The following is a 21,315-nucleotide window of genomic DNA, read 5'->3' as shown; positions in this document are numbered from 1 at the left end:
ATTATACAATTTGACTCATTGATTTTATTAATGAGTTTAAGTTTTAATGCTGTTTTTAAGTTTATTTCTAGAAGGATATAAGTTATGATTAAGTCTTGATAGACTAACAATAAAATTATATTATATTTTCTGCCAGAAACCACCCTCATTCTTTATTGCTTCTTATTGAGAATGTATCTGAATCAATTTTCCTATCTAAAATTTGTTTTTTTATAGATAAATGTATTCTTTTACTCATTTTTCATCAATTTACCTCCGTAATCACCGTTTGTGACAGTCAAGGGTGCGGAATGTGGGTTTCAAGCATCAAATTATTCACCTCCTCTACAAACTGCGAGTCAGGAGTCTAAATATTTACAATTTACAAGTACATTTGTACCTGTAAGTTCATGATATCATGAAAAGCTTCCTTTTAAGACCTATAATTGAGGTGATAATAAGGGATTAACTCCTATCTGTAATTATGATACTAGAGAAATCGCTCCGCATATCCTAAATCTTTTTTTGCCACTGCAACATCTCCCCAAAAGGCGTAAAACACCGATGACACTAACCATCAACCCACAACGCAGTAACTTTAAACCTACGCCCCGCAATTAGGACACTCAGACAGCAAACTTAAATATTATGTGTTGTGCGATCGCGCTTCATCTAAAAATATCAACAGCAATCTCACTCAATAACTTCCCAAGGGAGAACGGTTCAACTCATCCTTATATAATTTCCAATTGGGTAAAAATTTATTCATCAAAGCCTCAAAGCGATCGCCATGATTGCGTTCTAGGAGGTGTACAATCTCATGCACCACTACATACTCTAAACATTGCTTATCCTTTTTCGCCAGTTCAAGATTTAGCCAGATGCGTTTGGCTTCTATATTGCAAGTACCCCATTTGGTTTTCATCAGTTTTACCCCCCATTCATTGACAGTAACGCCTATGTTCTTTTCCCATTTGGCGATCAATGGGGGAATCTCCTGTTTTAACTGCTGTCTATACCAAGACATCATCACCTGTTGTCTTTGAGCTTCATTACTTCCTTCTCTTACATAAAGGTCAATATAAGTATTATTTCTAACTTCTACTTTGGGAGTTCCTAGATAATAGATAACATTAAGTAAATAGCGTTTACCTTGAAAATAATGGCTTTCACCAGATACAAATTCTCTGGGTGACTGGCGTTCTTGGGATTGAAAGTTTTTTTGATGTTTTTTGATCCAGGCTAGTTTGGAAATGGCGAATAAACGCACAGATTCATCATCAAGGTTTAATGGTGTAGCTATACGCACTCGACCATCTGGGGGGTAAACCGCCAGATGTAGGTTTTTAATATTCTTTCTGACGACATCTATCACCAGTTCACCAACTGTTATTTGCTGCATCTTAATACTCACTTTGGCTTTTTACTATCTCAAAGATGCGTTCTGCGTTTCGCAGTAGCGTTTCGCTATCGCAATCTTCTTGCAACTCTAAATGTCTCTTAATTGCGTTTTTAACTTCCCGTTCTTTGATTGTTTTTCCTCGCCATCCATCTTTTTTAGTTTGACAAATTGCTGCATCTATGGATAGTGCTAGGGCTTCATTTTGATTGAGGTTATCGTATAAAGCTATTTTGGCGGGAGAGTTCAATGATTGAGGATACACTGAGGAACTGCTGGGTTGTGCAACTTGTTTACTTAACTCCACAATTTTCCGTAAATAGTCTTGATATTCTTGGGATGCTGTTTTTCTAGTTTGGATCAATTCGTCCAGCAATGTGGACATTTTCTCAAAATATTTCGGGTTGGTTGGTTGCTGATCAATGATCACTTTGCGTAAATTGTTTTCAATGGTTTCTGCTACTGCTGTTTTATTCTTTTTGATACCTTGGGGTAATGCGTTCACAGCATCAGCACCCCTTTGGACTATCAATTGCACCAGCGTCATATCCTCAAAGGTGGCGATCGCTTCGCTTTCTTCTGCACCAATATAACTATCTATCAAGTGACGCATGGCGGGTTCGTAGGCTTTTAAATCAATATAATCGCCACTGGCAAGTTTTACCTCACCCCGTACCTGTTCATAATGCTTAACTTCTTGTTTAATAATCTCGATTTCTGCTGGAGTGTAACCAGCTTCTATCATGTCATTAGCAAGGTTGGCGTAAGCACGAACGAAAGCGGATGTATATTTATAAAGAGCTATACGCTTTTGCTGGTTCTCTTCAAGGGTGTCTGGTTTGTCATTAGCACCGCAGAAATAGCGGATATAGGCAGGAGTATCTTGGGGTGGTTCTACAGGGTCACAAAGGGCTTTAATGGCTTCTCTAGACTCTTCTAGGCGTTCTCTGCCTTTTTCTAATCTGTCACTTAATAAGCCAGCAACGTCGTCTGCATCATAATCTTCAAAGGCTTCTGAAGTGTAGTCCTTCACTGATTTTTCTAGGCTTTTAAATAAATCTTTGTAGTCAACAATATAACCATATTCTTTATCTTCACCATCTAAACGATTGACACGACAAACAGCTTGAAAAAGTGTATGATCTCGCATGGTTTTATCAATGTAGAGATACGTAGCAGGAGGCGCATCAAAACCTGTGAGCAATTTATTAACTACTATCAAGAGCTTCATTTGGGCAGGTGATTTGATAAATTTCTCTTTAACTTCTTCCTCAAATTTTTCTGGGGTTTGCCCATTCAGCATTTTTTGATAAATTTCATATTGCTGTATCTTTTCCGTGCGTTCATCGTCTCCAATGCTTTCGCCTTTAATGCTTTTGGCTGAGGCATCATAGGAGGTGATAATGGCGCATTTTGTAAAGTCTGCTGCTTGGAATAATTCATAATATTTACAGGCTTGGTAAATGCTACCTGCTACGAGAATGGCGTTACCTCTGCCACTTTGTAGTCTGTCTTTGGTTTCAAAATCTAAGACAATATCACCGACAATTTTACTCAGTCGTGATTTAGAACTGAGGACTTTTTGCATAGTTCCCCAGCGTTGTTTAAGTAATATTTTCGCTTGTTCAGTTAAGCCTCTGGTTTTAGCTTCAAACCATTGATCAATTTTGGCTTGGGATGTTATATTTTGTTCTACTTTCCGAGCTTCATAGCGTAAATCTAAAACTACCTGATCTTTGACAGCTTCATCAAATTTGTATGTGTGAATATAGTTCCCAAAAAGTTCTATACTATTCCGTTCGTCTTTTTTGAGTATGGGTGTACCAGTAAAGCCAATAAACAAAGCATGAGGCAAAATTTCCTTCATAGCTTTATGCAGTTTTCCGGCTTGGGTGCGGTGACATTCATCAACAAAGACATAAATATCGCCTTTGACTTGGAAGTTTTGGGGTAAACTGCTTTTAAGTTGGGCTATGTAGTTGTCGTAACCACGTTGTTCTGCACTACTGTCCTTTCTACCAAATTTATGGATTAAGGAGCAGAGTAACGAAGGGGTAGTATTATTCAGTTGAGTGATTAAGTCTGGACCGCTTTTTGTGCGATAGATGTTTTCATTTACACCAAAAAACACCCCTTCAATTTGCTCGTCTAGTTCTTCCCTATCTGTCATAATTAACACGCGAGCATGAGGGTTATATTCCCGAATCCATTTTGTCAGCCAAACCATAGTTAGGCTTTTACCACTGCCTTGGGTATGCCAGATAATGCCCCCTTCGTTACGGGAAATATAATCTTGGGCTGCTTTGACACCAAAATACTGATTATGACGACAGAGTTTTTTGATCCCACAGTCAAAAACTACAAAATTGTGGATCAGTTCGAGAAGGTGGGTTTTTTCACAAAGTTGCAATAGGTGTTTATCTAAGGGGTTCTCGATGTCGCTATAGGTGTCTTCTTTCCAGCTCAGGTAATATTTTTCTGAGGTTTCGATAGTTCCATAACGTAGTCCTTCGGTGTCGTTACCTGCCATGACTAACTGCATGGTGTTAAAAAAGGACTTGATAAATAGAGATTTTTGATTATCGAGGTTTTGGCGGATACCTTCGGAGACGGAGACGGTACTGCGTTTTAGTTCCAGAACACCGAGAGCGATGCCATTGATGTATAGAACTATATCCGGGCGTTTATCGTTTTCTCCTTTGACGGTGACTTCTTCGGCAATGGCAAAGTCATTTTCTAAAGGTGCTTCCCAGTTAATTAGCCAAACGGTTTGGTTCTTTTCTCCTGCTTCTTCTTTGACGTTGACACCATAGCGCAACAAGCTATAAATCTCTTTGTTGATGTCGTAGAGGTTTTTACTTTGATCACCTGCGACTTTATTGAGTTCATATAAGGCTTTGTTAATTAGGGTGTCGTTGTAGCCTTGTTTATCGCGGAGGAAGGTGGTAACAATTTCGGTTTCGATGTTGCCGTTATTAAGTCGGTGTTGCCAATTTCCCAAATAGCGGTAATTTAGCTGGTGCTGGAATAACTGCACCACGCGGTTTTGGGTTTGGCGTTCACGTTGTCCGACTTGGTTCATACTCACATCTTGCCCCCTTGTCATTTTTAATTTGTCTCAACTGTGAATTTTCTGTCTAGCTTAATGTTTGTAACCAGGAACTACCTGTAAGATTGGTATCAACTGTAGCTAATGTTAATTGGTAGTAAACTGCGGTAGCTGCAATAAAGCGATCGCCTGGATCTTGGTGTGGTAGCTCAATCTGTCGGCTTAAAATGGCGATGTGGTGGTTAAGTGAAGCTTCACGAATTTCTAAGGTATTTAAGGCTAAATCAACCCATGCAACTGGATTAGGCTGTAAAGATATTCGTCCTTTTTCTGCTAAAAGTAGAGTTTCCCAGATACTAATTGGACTGAGCCAAAGTTCGGTTGTTGCTGCTGGAATTGTGGTTTGCAGTTGAGTAGATAGACGTTCGTTACCAAGCAAATACCAAAGCCAGATGTGGGTATCAAGTAATAGCTTCACTGGAGTGCTTCCCATGTGGTAGCAGGGATGACTGGAGCAATCACGTCTCCCAATATTTCACCGCTACCCTTCATTGCTCCAAATGCTGGGCGTTGGGGTTGAAGAGTGGCAGGATAAATAATCACTAAGGGTTCTCCGTCATGGGTGACGGTTAAGGGTGTTTTGGTGCGTTGTATTTCTGCAAATATTTGTTGGAGTGTTTTGGGTAATTCGCTGGTGGTAATGTGTTCCATAGTATAGTTTAGCTCTGGTTTTTGCTTATATTTTATAACATTGGCGTTAATTAAGAACTACTAATTAGTCTCGTTTTTCCGGTGAGAAGTTCTTGCATCATGCCCTGTTTTATGGTTTTGTATTTATCGCGCTTTTTTTCTAAGGCTTCAATTTCTGCATCCATGTCGCTGAGAACTTGAGAGATCGCTTTTTGTTCTTCAACTGAGGACAACTTAATTTCAATATTTTCAATCGTTTTAGCATTTAAACTGGGAACTCCAGAAGCCTCATTATAGGAATACCAATTAATTAAATTAAACCTATAAAAAATAAATTTTGGAAATGCGTTATTTAATATGTCTGTATAAAACAAAGTGTCTATCGTCCAAAATGGACTATCCATATATTGTGGAATATCAATAGTTCCCTTTCGTCCAATTAATACTGATGGTTTGTTATATAAGTAGGTTTTTGCCCTGCCAATTTCTCCTCCTGTAGCTAAAATTGGAAATTCTCCATTTTGGTCTACCACATGATGCTGACTTTTTCCATGTCGGACTTTTAATACGTCCCCTAACTTCTTCACATCCCACTCATCACTAAAACCCGGTAGGCGTTTCTTACCCGTGAGGATTTGCTGCATCGTGCTTTGCTTGATGTTGCGCTTTTTGGTGATGACTTGATCCAATGCTGTAATTAGGGTATCAAAATCACTTAGAGATTGTGCGATCGCTTTTTGTTCAGGAAGTGGGGGAAGGGGGATTTGTAATTGCTTAAAATTATTGAGGTTTAAATGTCCAACAGTTGAGCCTACTGTTTCACCAAGTAATCTTTTTTGAGTATCTTGAAAACTCACAAGATACAAAAGAAATCTTGAAAATAGTTTATTTAGTATAGGTTGCAGAACAATGATACTTTCATAGATACTAAACTCTTTTTCTGTATCTACTAAAGCACATACACCAAGACTTCCCGATTTACTGACTAAAACATCACCTAATTTTGCTTTCCTATATTTTGTAAGTTGTTTATGTTGTTTATTTGATATAAATAAAGCATTTTGAAAAGAAAGTTTCCCATTGGATATATCAGTGGCTCTAATTAGTGGTATTCCTCCATGATTAACATAATCAACTTTTGCAGTTAATCCTAAAAAAATCTCTTGACAATATTTAGTAATGGAATCAACCTCCCAATCATGAGGAATCACCCCCACCTCAGTCTTTTTATACCCCTCTATTCCTTCAGTGTAATCCTTTAATCCGTCTAATCCGTGATTCCTATGTTTTTTCACCATACCATCCCCATTTTTTGCCTAAATCCCGTTAACTTTCTTTGTTAGCTTTTCTAATACGCCTCAAATCTTCCCAAAACTCTTTTCTGGTTACTTTATTTAAGGTTTCCTTTCTTTCTTTTGTATAGTCACCGCTTCCCCATCCAGCTTGTTGTAAAAAGCGAATAGCATCTACTTGACCCAAATTTTCGACTAAAACCTGATAACCTTTGTTTCTTAGTTCAATTGGTGTCATCATTTGTTTTCCTCGTAATTCAAATAAGTATTCATTAACCAAGTTACAGGATTATCCAGAGATATTTTTAACAAACCTTGATGCCGTACTGAGTTTTTTAGTAAACGGTCATCAGTAGAGAGTAAAATATCTGCCTGAGCGACTTCTGCACAAGCAATATGAAAAGAATCGTAAAGACCAAAACCTAAATTCTCTAATTGCTGTGAGCGAAAATCAACATCTTCATCTATATTGATAGTAATTATAGCCAACTCCAATAATTTTAATATATTTTCTAGTTTGTCGAGATTACGCATTTTCTCTAACTCTACCCTGATCGCTTCGCTGCTGACCAGTTTCCATTCTCTGGTGCGAATGCGCTGCATAATACTAAGAATAGCTTCCCCTTCTAAACGAATACGTTCTTGTGTCCAGTCGTCAAAAGGACGATTTAGACAACAAACATCAAGATAAATTTTATAGTTTTCTTTTTGTGTATCCATTACCAAACAAACCCCATATTTTGTAAATGCTGATCAACCAAACTTGTCAACCTATCCACCTCATTAGTCAACTCAAACAAAGGAGTATCATAACGTTCACCTAACTCCTGAATCCTTTGCGTCAACCGTTGCGAAATCCGATCCATCTCAGAATTAATTGCCTGTTTCAACATCGTCATCCACTTATCATCAACCACCAGAGTTTTAATTTCATCCTCTGTTAATTTCTTATATTTCTTTAACACCTGATTGTGTAAAGATTGGGTAGCGTCTTTAATTTTTTTATCAATATCTGCTGCTGCATCTATTAATTTTAGGTAGGATGTCAATACTTGTAATTCATCTAATTCATCAGCATCAGCAAAAAGAGGATTTTTTTTCAGTTCTTTAATCCGAATATTTATATTAGTTTTGGTAATTTTCCCACTATCATTAGTCACCTCTTCTAACAAACCTTCTTCACCTCCATATTCTTCCTGCATTTCTTCCTGCTGTCGGATAATTTCATCCTTTTGAGCTTCCAGTTTTTCAATTTCTGCCTGTTCAGATGGAAAATAGCGATTAATGATCAATTCTTCCGGTATCAGTTCACAGACATAATCTATAATTACGCCTTTTTTATTAGTTATGGGTGTGAGTTCCGCTTGCCAACCATCCTCAACTATGATATACACATCATCCCGCATTACTTCCAACCAATAAGTAAGCAGATGTTGATAAACATCATATTTATCTATTAACTTTTTTCCTGTAAATGCTGCTAGTAAATTCTCACCTAACTTATATATAATTTCCTTGGGTTTATCTCCCTGTTGAACAGCTTTTAATAATGATGTATGTTGATTTTTCCAAGTTGTAAAAACCTGCTCAATTTCCTGACTATATTTTATAAATTCAGGATGATGAAAAATACAATTTTTGACATCATTGGCAGCAACTTTTAGCTGTTGATATGCTGGGTTTTTCGTTGGTGCAAATAATTCTTGTTGTAAGTTCGGATAAACTTGCCAAAATTCCCCTAATGCCTCAATATCGCGCTGGGGTATCCCTCCCAACAAATGCGCTTCAATATCCTGAATATCTTCCTCTTCCTGACTATCAATATAACGGGGAATATTCAAGTTATACTCATTGTCTTTAATTTCCTGCAAAGAAACCATCCGCGAATATTTCGCCACCTCAAGCTGTTTGTTGAAAACATCAACAATTTTATGAATATCCTGCTCCTGCAAGCGGTTTTTATTGCCATCTTTAACAAATCCCTTGCTGGCATCAATCATAAAAATGCCTTGGCGATTTTCCGCATTTTCTTTATCTAAAACAATAATACAGGCAGGTATTCCCGTCCCATAAAATAGGTTTGGTGGTAGCCCAATAATCCCTTTAATAATGCCTTTGCCAATCAGTTTTTTGCGAATTTCACCCTCGACATTACCCCGAAACAGCACCCCATGAGGCAAAATAATCGCTCCTTTACCGTTGCTTTTCAGGGAGCGAACGATATGCAGCAAAAAAGCATAGTCGCCATTTTTAGCTGGGGGGATGCTATAGTCTTGAAAACGTTCAAATTCATCCTTAATCGGGTTAAAGCCTGTACTCCAAGCCTTTGAGGAAAAGGGCGGATTAGCCACAGCAAAATCGAAGGTTTTCAGTCCCCCATCCGGGTTTTTAAAGTAGGGAGTTGATAAAGTATTATCTTGCCAAATCTCCGCAGTAGGATGTCCATGTAGGATCATATTCATCCGTGCTAAGGCGTAGGTAGCGTTATCCATCTCTTGTCCATAGATGGTTAAGCCCTGTTCTGCTTCGTCCGCAGCTTTTAGTAACAATGAACCACTACCACAGGTGGGATCATAAATGGTCTGTTCTTGAGTGGTAGCGGAATTAACACCAATCACTTTGGCGATCACGCGAGAAACTTCTGCCGGGGTGTAAAATTGTCCTTTGCTTTTACCTGACTGGGTGGCAAAGTTCCGCATCAGATACTCATAAGCATCCCCTAGAGACTTCCAAATAAAAAAATGTCCCAAAACTGATGCAGAAATTCTCTCTCTGTGTACTCTGTGCCTCTGTGGTTCGTTTCTTAGGATAATTTATTTCTTGGAAGTCTCCTAAAATATCATCACCATCAGCGCGGTTTTTACTAAAGTTCAGTGCTGAGTTCTCAAAAATCCCCACCAGGTTAGAAAGCCTGTCTTTCATTTCCTGGCCTTTACCCAGCTTGTCAGCATCATTAAAATCAGCATCATTAAAGATACCGCCTAAATCGTTAGCTTCGGCAAGTTTAGCGATGATTTTATTGATTTTGTCGCCGATTTCTTTATCACCCTTGAGGGCAACAATATCTTGAAAGCTGCCCCCAGTCGGCACTTCTATCAGGGCATCTGCTACACCTGCGTATTTGTCAGATACATATTTAACAAATAATAAAGCTAATACATAATTTTTATACTGCGAGGCATCCATCCCACCCCGCAGTTCATCACAGCTTTTCCATAACGAGCTATATAGTTCACTTTTCTTTATTGCCATTTTGTATCGTTTTGACCCCTACTTAATCCTACTTTGTCAGATGGACTTGATCATGTCTGACACCTTACCTTGCAGTTTTTACATTTTACAAAGAACCAATACCATACCACGTCCACAAGCCTCAACTTATATGTGGTTGAGGATATATCTTATATCGGAAGAGTTTAAATTCTGATATTTGTAACACTCATACACTATTGTGGCGGATTCTGCTGCTCTCGCTCCTCAACAGCCTTACTAACAATCCTCACCACAAGATTACTTATGGGACGGTCTTCTTCCTGCGCCCATCTGACTAAAGCCTCATGGATATCTTTAGGAAAGTATATCGAAGTTTGTACGCGATCGCTCTGATTCATTAACTCTAAAAGAATTTATCGCTAAACTATCATACCTCCACAACCTTGTTCTAAGGCTAAATAATGTTTAACAATGTTTTACAATGTTTTATGGTAAATTAAAAACATTGCTAAACATTAAATTAATGTGTGGCAATGTTGTATATATTTATTCTCTGGAAAGTCCATGCTATGAACGATTTGAGCGATATGACGGTATTAGCTTGTATTGATTGTAACGACTTACTGAGTTCACAAAGTAACCAGCAGATTTTCCCGACAGTGCTGAAATTTTTGGAGAGCGATCGCTTCAAGGTGCGATCGTTATCTGACAAAGACAAATAAGTAATTAATTGTAATTACACAAAATAACAACTCATTGATTTTGTGGAGATTTTGTCAATATGAGCCGCAATAATAAGAAAAATTCGACGAATCCCATCATCAGAACTATAAGATGCCATCTCAATGCTAAAGAAGATGTACTTCGTCAAGTATGGGAAGAAATGACTCAAAAAAATACTCCTTTGATTGTCCAATTATTGGAGGATGTAAGTGAACAACCTGAATTTGACACCAAGAAAGAAACTGGAGAAATCAGCAAAAAAGAAATTACAGAATTACGTAAATCTCTAACAAAAGATTCAGATTTAGAAAAACAGTCAGGTCGTTTTCGCTCATCAGCAGACTCTTTTGTGCAAGAAGTTTATTCGGCTCTTGCGTCTCTTTTATGGTGATTGAGGATTGATGATAACAAAACCCTTACGGGACAAGGGTTATAAACAATTATTTCCATATTTTCAATGAAATGCCTACAGAATAAGGCTTTCAATGATTTTGAACCAGGTTTTCCATAAAAATAACCGAAGAACCGTTTATTCTTCATGGCTTACTTTATATAAAAAACGAATAAGGCAGAAAGAAGGTAAAGAATACTTTCTCAATAATATACTCAAAAGTGATGTTGAACTTCTAGTGTTTCAACCGTCCTATCCATAGGTGGTGGGTTAAAAGAAGATTTACTTTAGTGGCGGTTGTTGAACATAATTATTTAATGGACAAATGGAGAATAGGAGACTCGAACCCCTGGCCTCTGCGGTGCGATCGCAGCACTCTACCAACTGAGCTAATTCCCCTTAGTCGTGCTTAAGTCAAAAACTTTAGCACACCATATATCTTAACACTCAGGAAGGACAGATTTCACATCTTTTTCCAAAAAAACTTCCTGTACCTGCTGCAAATCCAAATCAATCAGATAATCAATCGTCCAATTAGCTTGACGGTGTAGCATCTGGAAGGGATAAGTATTTGCTACTCCCACCACTTGCATTTGGGCGCATTTAGCAGCTTGAATACCTGCGGGAGTATTTTCAAGCACTAAACATTCATCAGGTTGTAAATTTAATTCTGGATATGCCTGATTTAAGCGATAAACCGCCAGCAAATAGCCTTCCGGGTTAGGTTTATTGCTGCTGATATCATCCCCCGACACAATCACAGAAAAGTATTCAGCTAATTTAGCAGATGTTAATACAAATTCTATTTCCGAGGATAAAGCATCACTAACTAACGCCATTTTGAGATGACGGGAACGAATCTGAAAAATCACATCTTCAATTCCCGAATACAAAGGCAATTCTTCCAGCTTCTCCAATTCCAGCACATAAGCTTGAGCTTTGCGGGTAAGTAACTGCATCATATAAGCTTCCGTCACCACCCTACCACGACTTTTTAACAGATTTTGCAGATACGCGCGAGAGCCTATCCCTAAAAAGTTTTCACGTTCTTTTACCCGTTGAGGTTGAAGATTTTCCTGTACAAGAATCTCATCTATCAATTGGATATGAATTGATCCATCTTTAATAATGACACCATTAAAATCAAATAAAACTGCCTTTAAACTCATAGTGCAAACTGGAAACAATCCTCCAGATTATCAGAGTAAATTACCGGAATACATTTAAGATTAACCCATTTTTGAAGATATACAAGAGTCAGATCCCCGACTTCTTGAAGAAGTCGGGGATCTTGTTCCCACGGTGCAGGGCGCTTAATGTCAAGAAGTAAGGCAAAAAATGTCTATACTCTTGATGATTTAATCGAGCAAACACAGGGGGTAGAATGTCGTAAAGATACGGGAGTTTTAGATGAAATTCCTGCTGCTTATAAACCCATTGAACAGGTAATGGAAAACCAATCTGATTTGGTGGAAATTGTGGCAACTTTGAAACAAGTTCTTTGTGTCAAAGGGTAATTTGTCAGAATCAGGATATCCAGGATTTAAGGATGTACATGATTCAGCCTGTATTGTATAGGCTTTTATTTGTCTGAATCAGGATATCTAGGATTTAAGGATGTACGGGATATGAATTTTCGTGTTTAGTATGTGATTAAGCCTGTATTGTACTACAGGTTTTTTTCTGAAAAGCCAGAAAACCGAGTACCAGGTATGATCGTGGAAAATTACCTGTTTACAATCCTTAATAATTTTCTGTACCCCTTAAATGTTACACTCTACAAGTCTCGACGCGAGATAATACACAGAGGTCACATCAAATCTAAAACTTAGAAGCAGAAGGGACGAGCAGTTAAGGACGGGGAGGTTGCCTTCTGGTGATTTCTTGTCAGAAGTAATATCTGTGTAGTACAACCAGTCCCCTCCTTTTCTCCATCCTACCTTGTCTCCGAACCTGTCCCAGATGTCTGGGTTACGTTTATTTTTTTTTGTTCCACCGAGACTTTGATAAATGCGTTTCTGAACAGAAAAACCAAATTTACCATCACTGTATTTTACCCACAACTGGTCAATTGTACGAAGGTCTTCACAGGAAAAATTACTAATATTTTCACAATCTAAATAACCTTCTTCTTCTCGGTTCACTACCGCTGACATTACTCGTAGTGTTTCCGCATCCGCTCCTTTCCAGTTCTTTGCAAAGAGTAAATCTTGTAATTTAGTATAATCCTGTCCTACTGCTGACTTGAGTTCTATCCCGCGCATTGGTAAAGCCAAAGGAATGGGGGGAAAGTCAACAACATTAACTGATTTTATGGAGTTTTTAGTAAACTGGATTGCTTGATCATTAACTTCTTCTAACTGATCTTCTAACTGGGCTTTTCCTGTTCTTAAAACAGCCTCATTTACCTGAGCAAATTGCTGTGGATTTAGAAGAATATATTCCACATCAGCAATTTGTTTAGAAATCTGCTGTGAGCGCTCCCAAAGACCTTGCAATACCCGTGTTTTCTTTTGCAAAGTCATCATATCGATCGCTTGCATTGCCGTAGGAAAAGATAGCAAATCGTGATAAGGTTTGCAAAGTACCTGCAAAATACTCGCCGATTTTCGCACCGAATCCGGAAAATTGACTGCACATTCTAGAGCATCTGTGGGAGTTGTCACCAGCGCCCCAGCACCACCTGTGCGATAACAACGAGCTTCAATTCGCACATTGCTATATTTTGCTAGGTTGGCAAATCTAGACTTTATTTCAGCTTTAGCATCAATAGAAACAACATTGCTATAGGAAATTTGGGCGCTCAGTTCCGCATCCATTTTTTCCTTAGTTTCCCTATCACTAGAAATAATCTCAATGGTACTAACAAATTCACCACCTGTAATTATTCCAGAGATATATTCATAACCCGCCCGCCGATAAAATTCATCTATTCCATTTTGATTGATAAACTTAATTATTCTGGGACTCAAATCAACAATCTTCAAGTTTTTCTCAATGTCGCGGACTTTGACATATAGCACGGAAAAGGTAGAATATTCGTTAGATTTTTGGCTAAAATCACTCACAGCTTTAGCTTTCACAGAACCACTTCCCTGAAACCAGGAAGCGTTCAGATTTGCCTCAAAATCAATTCCTAAGACGCTACTCAGTTCAGCGCTAGATGTGACTCGTTTGAATAACAAATCGGCTGTTTGTCCAGTCTGCCCACCAGCGGGAACTAAGTCTCCATAATCCACATAGGTATCGTATATCTCACCTGTGAGGGGATTGTAGCCCATAGCCACATCCATGCCGGCACAATAATCTCTGATGATAGGCATAAAATTTGTAACCTGTGTGGTGATAAAGAGTCAAGTATTACCAGTGTTGATCATAGCTGTGTCCACAGCCTGAATTTTGACAAGTGCTGGCATTACCTTCATATTTTTGACAATAACAGCCGCTATAGGAGCAACTTCCATAACCGCAACGCAGTTCTTCCAGCAGCGTTTTCTGCAAAATACCTGGGAATACTACAGTCTGTTTGCTCTTGATTACGGATTTCTGTGCTGGGACTTGTTTATTTTTTGTAATCACGATATTCCACAACTTTGTAAAATTACGTTTACTTGTAATTATACCCAAAATGGACGCATCTTTAAATTCAACTTAACGTAAAACCCATAGCCTTGATTTGTAGGTTGGGTTGAAGCATGAAACCCAACAAATGCGTTGGGTTGCGCTGTCGCTTAACCCAACAAAGCAGAAAATTGACAAGATATTGTTTGTCCAATTTATTTTCCAGGTAAATCTGCCACTTCCCCAGCGCTCACCATTGCCCGATAAAGTAAAGCACAAACATCGGCTCTAGTGGCAACTTTTTTAGAATTTAGCAATTTCTTATTGGGATAATTAGTAATTACATTATTTTCTGTTAAAGCGGCGATAAAATTCCGATGTTCGTTTCTAATACTAGAAGCATCACTATAAACTGAAAGAATATTTTCTGTTGAACCAGTAAATTTATAATTCAATCCTTTGGCTAAAGTTATTAAAACATCTAGGCGATTCAGCTTTTGTGTGGGGTTAAAGTTTTTGCTGTTGAGAATAGTAAAAAAGCCCATTTCATAAGCTTCTCGAATGGCATCATAAGCCCAATATCGCTTAGGAACATCTTTAAAATTAATTGCTTCTCGAACTTTACTTTTAATAAAAACTTTTTGCAATAATGCTGCTAATTCGGCACGAGTTACTGGTGCATTTGGACGAAAAGAATCATCAGGAAATCCGCCAATTACTTCCATTGCAGCCAATTCAGAAATATATTCTTTAGCCCAATAGTTTTTAGAGATATCAGAAAATGAGACTTGAATACCCTTACCTACACCTATTGTCCGATATTCACTTAATAATTTGCCCAGTTCAAAACTGGAGTTGTCCTGAATTGGAGTCAACTTTACCAAACTACTAGGATTAGCAGTTAAGGCTTTTGCTAAGTTAGAATCAAAGGCATTGACAGATTTACCTGCTACAGCAAAATCACCTTCGCTAAAGGAGGTAGGATAAACGCCAGTGGTGGCAACTTTAGCAAATCCTGCGGCTTGATATTGGACAATATTGATCTTTTCCGAACTATTCAGGAAAGTAACTTTTTGGTTATTAACTTCCGTGAAGTAGTCATAGGCATTGGTATTATCAACAATGCTATCATTATTGGCATCAAAACCATAAAAGGTGCGGACTACTTTGTTTTCTGTGGGATTAGCAGATAAAATCAGGTTAACCGCAGTATTTTCCGGCAAACAAACAAATTCACTGTAACCAATAAAGCGATTACTGGTATCATACAAGCGGATTACAATGCGATCGCCTAATTTAAACCCTTTAACAAACTTAGCCTTTTGCTTAATCTTATATTTATAATCACCTAAAAACCTTTCTTGCCGATATTTATTGCCATATTTACTCTTAATAGAAACACGGGCAATTACTTCTTTGATTGTTCCCCCAGGTTGCCATATATAAAGCGTGAATGCTGATTTCTTCTCTGGTGAAAAACTCGTATTAACGGGAATATCAATTGCTTCACCCTCAGATTGTCCCACTAAAAGTTGCATTTGTGGAGAATTCCCTAATTTTGATGCAACTGGGGAAGAAAGTCTTGATACTGCTAATGCAGAAAATATTGGCGATAATGCGACAACAGAAACGGTTGCAACAACCAGCTTACTCCAACTTAAATTAATGGGATTCATATATTTTATCTCGCACCTGGCCAATGGACTAATGTTCTCTAGATCAAAAATTTCTAATGCTAGTGAACCGTACTGGTAACACAGGGCATTTTATATTACTTTTGTCAAAGAAGCAAAAAGGAGACAATTACCCATTACCAGTCTCAATGTGAACAAGCTGTTATACACGGCAGAATTTACAAAATAAATGTAATTATTAACACAGTTTAATTTTATGGATTTTGCGTAGGTAACGGTAGAAAAACAGCAGGTGAAAGATGAAAAAACTCTGCTAACTCTTGGATATGACTGACAGTGAGTTGGCTTTTTTCTGTTAAGATATCTGACACCATAGATTCTGTCTTAAATACAGGAATCAAATCTTTTTGATGAAAGCCATATTCTTCCATAAGAGCTTTGAGTAATTCTATTCCATAAATATCAGAAACAGGTTCTTTTGTTTGCTCGTATTCATAAACTAAAGTACCGAGTAAATCAAGATAGTCTTGCTCATCTGGTGTTAATGGAGTATTGTCTAACAGAGAATCAATTACATTTTGAGTAGCAAGTAGTTCCTCATCAGATTTAATAGGTCTAGGAGGGAAAGTTTGTAATAATTTAATGTAGCTTGGCGCTTTATCTGAGGTCTTAATCATAATTTCTACCTTAACACCCGTTACAGCCGGTGATGCTTTTATTAATAGCATGGCCACGCAAGCTATCAAAATCTTAAACTTTGCGTCTTTGCGCCTTTGCGCGAAATATAATTCGTACCGTAGTAATATCACATCCAAAATACCAAAAATCTCACGCCCAAACACAAAGCCACTCAAAATCATCTTTGCGCCTTTGCGCCTTTGCGTGAGACATTATCTTACTACAACCACCGAGCCGCATCCTTAGCGTGGTAAGTCAAAATCAAATCAGCACCAGCCCGTTTAAAGCCAGTCAAAGTTTCCATAACCACACGCTGCTCATCAATCCAACCATTTAAAGCCGCAGCCTTCACCATTGCATACTCACCAGAGACATTGTAAGCTGCCACAGGTAAATTCGTAGCTTCCTTAACGCGCCAGATAATATCCATATATGCCAAAGCTGGTTTTACCATCAGCATATCAGCACCTTCAGCAATATCCAACTCAATTTCTTTCAGGGCTTCGCGGGCGTTACCGGGGTCCATTTGGTAAGTGCGTCTATCGCCAAATTGTGGTGTTGAGTCCGCTGCATCTCTAAATGGTCCATAATAAGCCGAAGCATATTTAGCAGCATAAGACATAATGGGGATATCTTCAAATCCCGCCTCATCCAAACCTGCGCGAATTGCTTGAACAAAACCATCCATCATCCCCGAAGGTGCGATAATATCTGCACCTGCTTGAGCTTGAGAAACTGCGGTTTTCTTTAATAATTCTAAAGTTGGGTCATTTAATACTCTACCTGTTAAATCACCAACTTGTAAATAACCACAATGACCATGACTTGTATACTCACATAAACAAGTATCAGCCATGACAATCAAATCAGGAACGGCATTTTTAACTGCGGTTGCTGCTTTTTGAACAATGCCACAATCATGCCATGCCCCGGTAGCATCTATGTCTTTATCTGCCGGAATTCCAAATAAGATAATTGCCGGGATTCCTAAGTCATAAACTTCCTTAGCTTCTTCAACAATCTTATCTACTGAAAGTTGATAAACACCGGGCATAGATTTGACTTCCTTGGCAATACCTTCTCCAGGTACTGCAAATAATGGATAAATCAAATCGTTAGTAGTTAAAACAGTTTCACGTACCATACGGCGTAATTGGGTATGGCTACGCAGACGACGAGGGCGATGTATAGGAAACATAAATTTTTATCACTGATTTGACGGATTTAATGATTTCACGGAATGAAGGATTGTATTCGTAAATAAAAAGGAGTTTAAATTCCTTTCTAAACGCGAATAGTGTGCCGTAGGCAAACTGTTTTTTCACTGAATGTAACAAAAAACAATAAGATGGACACAGAATAAAGCGTCACAAAAGCAAGTTTGTAGCTGGCTCTATTCAGACAAACTACAAGCAGTGCTTTAACTGTCTTTTGCCCTGCTGTTGATGAAGCTGTGGGGCAATTTTATATTTTACAACTTGATAGACATTTGCTTATAACAAATTTGCAAAAAACAATCTTAAAAAATCATGCAATTAATTTTGGTAAGTTGTTTAATCAAAAGTCTATGATTAATTAAATTACCATATTTTCCCTGATTTGATCTAAAGAACTCGAAAAATAAACGGATAACGACAAGGTTGATCAGGATTGCTAAAAACACCAATTAGCGCCCAAATTGTCAATCCCCAGTGGAGGATATAACCTAAACCTGCGAGTGGAAACAAGATGAATAATGGTACAATCAACCAACCAATCAGAAAAAACAATGCCCCCAGAATTGCTCCATATAACCAAACGTTAAAATGGAAATTGATAGATTCCTTGGCATTGTCTTTAACAACAGGATCATCTGATACAAATAGTATGGCTATAGGTAAACCAATGGAGACAATGGTGGTGCTAAAAAAAATTGCTCCATGACATAATGCTGATAATAATTTACGTTTATCGCTGTCGTACATTGTTTGCTCCTATTCAATTCTAGTTAATTATTATATCAAACATGAGTGCCGCAAGCATCGCACATTCCCTCAACTGTCACTTCATACCGTTCTACTTTTAACCCCTGTCGCAGTTGACTAACATCAATATTCGGGAAAGTATTCCAGTTGATATCTTCAATCGCGCCACAGCAGTTACAGCGGAAATGATGGTGGGGGGCAACGTTAGCATCATAACGAGATACACCTTCCTCTAATAGCACTTCTCGCACCAAACCCGCCTCTCGCAGTGCCTGGAGTGCCGCATATACGGTAGCTTGAGAGGAAGTGGGTGCTTCTTGATTCAAATCCCTCAGAATTTGATCAACTGTCGGGTGATCTTCTCTGGCTAATAGGTTGGCATAAACGCCAAATCTTTGGGGGGTGACTCGCAACCCTCTATTTTTCAGGGTTTTGATAATATCATTAGCTTTTGGCTGCATAGGATTTACTTAGTTATATAAAGATATAAGCCCTTATTATAACTTTTCCTTTTTAAGAACTAAACTTTTTTAAAAAATACATTATAAAATAAGTATTTATAACTATTGACTAATTCCTAAATCAGAATTATTCTGATTTACGAGATAAGCTACTGATGCGCTAAGCAAAAGCAGCAGCACGAGTTAAAATCTTCCATCTAAGAAAGAGGTATTTATGACTGTTATTACTCACGTTCCAAATGTAGTATTCAAGACTCGTGTACGGGATGAATCTATAGGTGGACCCAATCCTTACACTTGGAAAGATTTAACCACACAAGAAATTTTTGCCGGTAAGAAAGTAGTATTATTCGCTCTCCCCGGTGCTTTCACTCCTACCTGTTCTTCTACACATTTACCTCGCTATGAAGAACTATTTGAGGAATTCAAAGCGCAAGGTGTTGATCAAATCATTTGTTTGTCAGTTAATGACGCATTTGTAATGTTCCAATGGGGTAAACAACAAGGCGCTAAAAATGTTTTCTTGTTACCAGATGGTAGCGGAGAATTTAGCCGCAAAATGGGAATGTTAGTTGATAAATCTAACATCGGTTTTGGTATGCGTTCTTGGCGTTATGCAATGGTTGTTAATAACTGCGAAATTGAAAAAATGTTCATTGAACCTGGTTTTCAAGACAACGCTGGTGATGACCCCTTTGAAGTATCTGATGCTGATACCGTTCTTGCTTACCTCAAAGGTGTAGAACGTCCTGCTGCGATCGCACCCCGTTTAGCATTTGTTGGTTAATTACTAAGTAGGTTGGCGTTGAAAATTGTCGTTATAGCAAGGCAATAGGCAATAGGCAAGAGTAAGAGGATGTTTGAAAGGTTTTTAATGTATAAACAAACCCCTCTGGTAAACCTCTCCAGTATTAAATGTTATTCCTTTTCCCTCTCCTTTTAGGAGAGGGTTAGGGAGAGGTGCGGGGAGATGCTTTGAAACCACCCTTCCAGCTAAAAAAAGTTTTTCTGCTTCCCTCTCCTTTTGGGAGCTACGGTGTACACACAAGTTATCGAATCACCATTATTTCTCAAATTACCCCACCCTAACCCTCCCCGATGCTTTGGGGAGGGAACAGAAAGAAACTTCCACCTTTTGATAGAGGTTGATAGTTTTTAATTCATCTAAGGCAAGAGAAGTTACTGTTATGAAACTTCTTTTGCTTTTTTGTTTTGATAGACAAAAAGTTGGTAATTCTGTCCATTAAATCAGATATAAGAACTTGAATTTAGCCTATAAAAAACGAAAATACAAGAGAGGGAATGTTAAATTTATAGCTTTATTTTATCCCAGCTTAGATTGGGAAAGGAGAACCAATTATGCCGATAACCGTCTCTGATATATATCCTCTGGGTAGGGAACAGATTTTCAATGATCTCAGCATTGAGGAATTGACGAATATTATAGGTGGTTACAGAAGCCGACGCGGAAATTATCGGTCTACAGAAACCCCATTACCTCTTAACATAGATACTCAACTTCAAGACTGGAGGACAGAACTCAATACAATGATGGATGATCTCAGACAACGATTCGATACTTAAGAAACATAGCAATAATTGAACATTTTCCTAAAAATCGTGTGTTTTCATGCTTATGAACAGCTAACACACGATTTTTTCTATGATTTAAATTAAAAATACCATCTTCAGGAAAAGAGAAGATACTTTTGTCTTTGAATCTATACCTAATAAGTAATGGGACAGAATTAATTACACAATTGATTTTTCTGTTCCCTGTTCCCTGTTCCCTCTCTCAACGAGTGAATTTAATTTTGTCCGACTACTTATTTTATTAATAAACAGACTCAACTCATTTAATTATGTCTTTTTTAACTAGGTTTAAGCCTTGATTTTCACTAATTTTATGAATAAAAATTAAATCAGCAGTTAAGAGAAGGCACAAACCCAGCTTAACTGCTTTTCGCAAAGCATCAATTGATTGATGATTAATCTAGGAGGAAAGAAATCATGGCTAGTATCAAACTTTCTCAATTACAAGGTAACGGTTCTGAATTGTTCCAAGATTCCGAAAGCTTTTTAAACGAAATGAATGATGTAGATACCATTTCTATTCAAGGTGGTAGCGGTTCTGGAATCCATGATTTAGTACACTACAGTATTAAAGGTAAGGAGTTTGTTTTGTTAGGCTTTGCTATTGATAGTGCTGTATCTCTGGCTAAATCATTTAGCTACAGCAATCACTAACTATAGTCATTAAAATACCTGAGATGAATAAGTA

Annotated in this window: 23 protein-coding genes, 1 tRNA gene and 1 pseudogene; 6 read left to right on the top strand and 19 right to left on the bottom strand. The window is 37.9% G+C overall.

Translation table 11 applies throughout. The features are described 5' to 3' along the window. Positions 1–676: 676 nt before the first annotated feature. The 10 genes from AN486_RS21665 to AN486_RS21620 all read right to left on the bottom strand — a co-directional run bounded on the left by AN486_RS21665 (position 677) and on the right by AN486_RS21620 (position 10,020). Positions 677–1,381 (bottom strand): M48 family metallopeptidase, encoded by a 705-nt coding sequence (locus AN486_RS21665; protein ID WP_053540937.1) that lies wholly within the window; start codon positions 1,379–1,381, stop codon positions 677–679. Between the two features lies 1 nt (position 1,382). Further along, positions 1,383–4,484: an HsdR family type I site-specific deoxyribonuclease gene (locus AN486_RS21660; protein ID WP_290602501.1), complete on the bottom strand. Its 3,102-nt coding sequence runs from the start codon at positions 4,482–4,484 to the stop codon at positions 1,383–1,385. A 31-nt stretch (positions 4,485–4,515) separates the two neighbouring features. Beyond that, the gene (locus AN486_RS21655; protein WP_053541394.1) at positions 4,516–4,905 is read right to left on the bottom strand and encodes a type II toxin-antitoxin system VapC family toxin; all 390 of its coding nucleotides are present in this window, start codon (positions 4,903–4,905) and stop codon (positions 4,516–4,518) included. Continuing rightward, a complete protein-coding gene (locus tag AN486_RS21650; protein ID WP_053540938.1) occupies positions 4,902–5,138 on the bottom strand; it encodes a type II toxin-antitoxin system Phd/YefM family antitoxin in 237 nt (78 codons plus the stop codon). The genes AN486_RS21655 and AN486_RS21650 overlap by 4 nt, the downstream gene beginning before the upstream one ends. Positions 5,139–5,188: 50 nt before the next feature. Then, positions 5,189–6,415 (bottom strand): restriction endonuclease subunit S, encoded by a 1,227-nt coding sequence (locus AN486_RS21645; RefSeq protein ID WP_290602500.1) that lies wholly within the window; start codon positions 6,413–6,415, stop codon positions 5,189–5,191. A gap of 28 nt (positions 6,416–6,443) precedes the next feature. Next, positions 6,444–6,647, bottom strand: a complete 204-nt coding sequence (locus AN486_RS21640) for a hypothetical protein (RefSeq protein ID WP_168636183.1) — start codon at positions 6,645–6,647, stop codon at positions 6,444–6,446. Further along, positions 6,647–7,129, bottom strand: coding sequence for a hypothetical protein (locus AN486_RS21635; RefSeq protein WP_168635900.1), 483 nt, complete (start codon positions 7,127–7,129; stop codon positions 6,647–6,649). Before AN486_RS21635 ends, AN486_RS21640 begins: the two co-directional genes overlap by 1 nt. Further along, a complete protein-coding gene (locus AN486_RS21630) occupies positions 7,129–9,108 on the bottom strand; it encodes an N-6 DNA methylase (RefSeq protein WP_290602499.1) in 1,980 nt (659 codons plus the stop codon). The genes AN486_RS21635 and AN486_RS21630 overlap by 1 nt, the downstream gene beginning before the upstream one ends. Before the next feature lie 7 nt (positions 9,109–9,115). Beyond that, positions 9,116–9,661: a type I restriction-modification system subunit M N-terminal domain-containing protein gene (locus tag AN486_RS21625; protein ID WP_290602498.1), complete on the bottom strand. Its 546-nt coding sequence runs from the start codon at positions 9,659–9,661 to the stop codon at positions 9,116–9,118. Between the two features lie 194 nt (positions 9,662–9,855). After that, positions 9,856–10,020 (bottom strand): hypothetical protein, encoded by a 165-nt coding sequence (locus tag AN486_RS21620; RefSeq protein WP_081424321.1) that lies wholly within the window; start codon positions 10,018–10,020, stop codon positions 9,856–9,858. A gap of 135 nt (positions 10,021–10,155) precedes the next feature. Here AN486_RS21620 and AN486_RS21615 point away from each other — a divergent pair, with 135 nt between their 5' ends. Next, positions 10,156–10,344 (top strand): hypothetical protein, encoded by a 189-nt coding sequence (locus tag AN486_RS21615; RefSeq protein WP_290602497.1) that lies wholly within the window; start codon positions 10,156–10,158, stop codon positions 10,342–10,344. 59 nt (positions 10,345–10,403) lie between these two features. Then, a complete protein-coding gene (locus tag AN486_RS21610) occupies positions 10,404–10,736 on the top strand; it encodes a hypothetical protein (protein WP_053540941.1) in 333 nt (110 codons plus the stop codon). Between the two features lie 326 nt (positions 10,737–11,062). Here AN486_RS21610 and AN486_RS21605 read toward each other — a convergent pair. Continuing rightward, positions 11,063–11,135, bottom strand: a tRNA-Ala gene (locus tag AN486_RS21605). Between the two features lie 41 nt (positions 11,136–11,176). Continuing rightward, positions 11,177–11,905, bottom strand: coding sequence for an HAD family phosphatase (locus tag AN486_RS21600; RefSeq protein ID WP_053540942.1), 729 nt, complete (start codon positions 11,903–11,905; stop codon positions 11,177–11,179). Between the two features lie 120 nt (positions 11,906–12,025). Between AN486_RS21600 and AN486_RS21595 the strand changes: the two are divergent. Continuing rightward, a pseudogene (locus AN486_RS21595) lies at positions 12,026–12,253 on the top strand (RtcB family protein); the annotation flags it as partial. A gap of 246 nt (positions 12,254–12,499) precedes the next feature. Here the strand turns inward: AN486_RS21595 and AN486_RS21590 are convergent. From AN486_RS21590 to AN486_RS21560, 7 genes are all read right to left on the bottom strand, one after another. Further along, a complete protein-coding gene (locus AN486_RS21590) occupies positions 12,500–14,059 on the bottom strand; it encodes a GUN4 domain-containing protein (protein WP_290602496.1) in 1,560 nt (519 codons plus the stop codon). 37 nt (positions 14,060–14,096) lie between these two features. After that, positions 14,097–14,315 (bottom strand): hypothetical protein, encoded by a 219-nt coding sequence (locus AN486_RS21585; RefSeq protein ID WP_290602495.1) that lies wholly within the window; start codon positions 14,313–14,315, stop codon positions 14,097–14,099. Positions 14,316–14,512: 197 nt separating this feature from the next. Further along, positions 14,513–15,973: an S-layer homology domain-containing protein gene (locus AN486_RS21580; RefSeq protein ID WP_290602494.1), complete on the bottom strand. Its 1,461-nt coding sequence runs from the start codon at positions 15,971–15,973 to the stop codon at positions 14,513–14,515. A 212-nt stretch (positions 15,974–16,185) separates the two neighbouring features. After that, the gene (locus tag AN486_RS21575) at positions 16,186–16,659 is read right to left on the bottom strand and encodes a type II toxin-antitoxin system HigA family antitoxin (protein WP_367142457.1); all 474 of its coding nucleotides are present in this window, start codon (positions 16,657–16,659) and stop codon (positions 16,186–16,188) included. Between the two features lie 170 nt (positions 16,660–16,829). Beyond that, positions 16,830–17,807, bottom strand: coding sequence for a porphobilinogen synthase (gene hemB / locus AN486_RS21570; RefSeq protein WP_015078649.1), 978 nt, complete (start codon positions 17,805–17,807; stop codon positions 16,830–16,832). A gap of 406 nt (positions 17,808–18,213) precedes the next feature. Beyond that, on the bottom strand, positions 18,214–18,573 hold the full coding sequence (locus AN486_RS21565; RefSeq protein WP_053540946.1) for a DUF4870 domain-containing protein: 360 nt from the start codon (positions 18,571–18,573) through the stop codon (positions 18,214–18,216). Positions 18,574–18,608: 35 nt separating this feature from the next. After that, on the bottom strand, positions 18,609–19,034 hold the full coding sequence (locus AN486_RS21560; protein WP_027402988.1) for a Fur family transcriptional regulator: 426 nt from the start codon (positions 19,032–19,034) through the stop codon (positions 18,609–18,611). Between the two features lie 214 nt (positions 19,035–19,248). Here AN486_RS21560 and AN486_RS21555 point away from each other — a divergent pair, with 214 nt between their 5' ends. The 3 genes from AN486_RS21555 (at position 19,249) to AN486_RS21545 (ending at position 21,281) form a co-directional block, all read left to right on the top strand. Then, positions 19,249–19,821 carry a peroxiredoxin gene (locus AN486_RS21555; protein WP_053540947.1) on the top strand — a complete coding sequence of 191 codons (573 nt, stop codon included), beginning with the start codon at positions 19,249–19,251 and terminating at the stop codon, positions 19,819–19,821. 572 nt (positions 19,822–20,393) lie between these two features. Next, positions 20,394–20,618: a hypothetical protein gene (locus tag AN486_RS21550; protein ID WP_053540948.1), complete on the top strand. Its 225-nt coding sequence runs from the start codon at positions 20,394–20,396 to the stop codon at positions 20,616–20,618. A gap of 426 nt (positions 20,619–21,044) precedes the next feature. Then, the gene (locus AN486_RS21545; protein ID WP_053540950.1) at positions 21,045–21,281 is read left to right on the top strand and encodes a hypothetical protein; all 237 of its coding nucleotides are present in this window, start codon (positions 21,045–21,047) and stop codon (positions 21,279–21,281) included. Positions 21,282–21,315: the final 34 nt, after the last annotated feature.

Source organism: Anabaena sp. AL93 (assembly GCF_001672085.1).
Taxonomy (GTDB): Bacteria; Cyanobacteriota; Cyanobacteriia; order Cyanobacteriales; family Nostocaceae; genus Dolichospermum; species Dolichospermum heterosporum.
The sequence above is the reverse complement of the archived record's forward strand: the minus strand, read 5'-3'. Positions and strand labels throughout refer to the sequence as shown.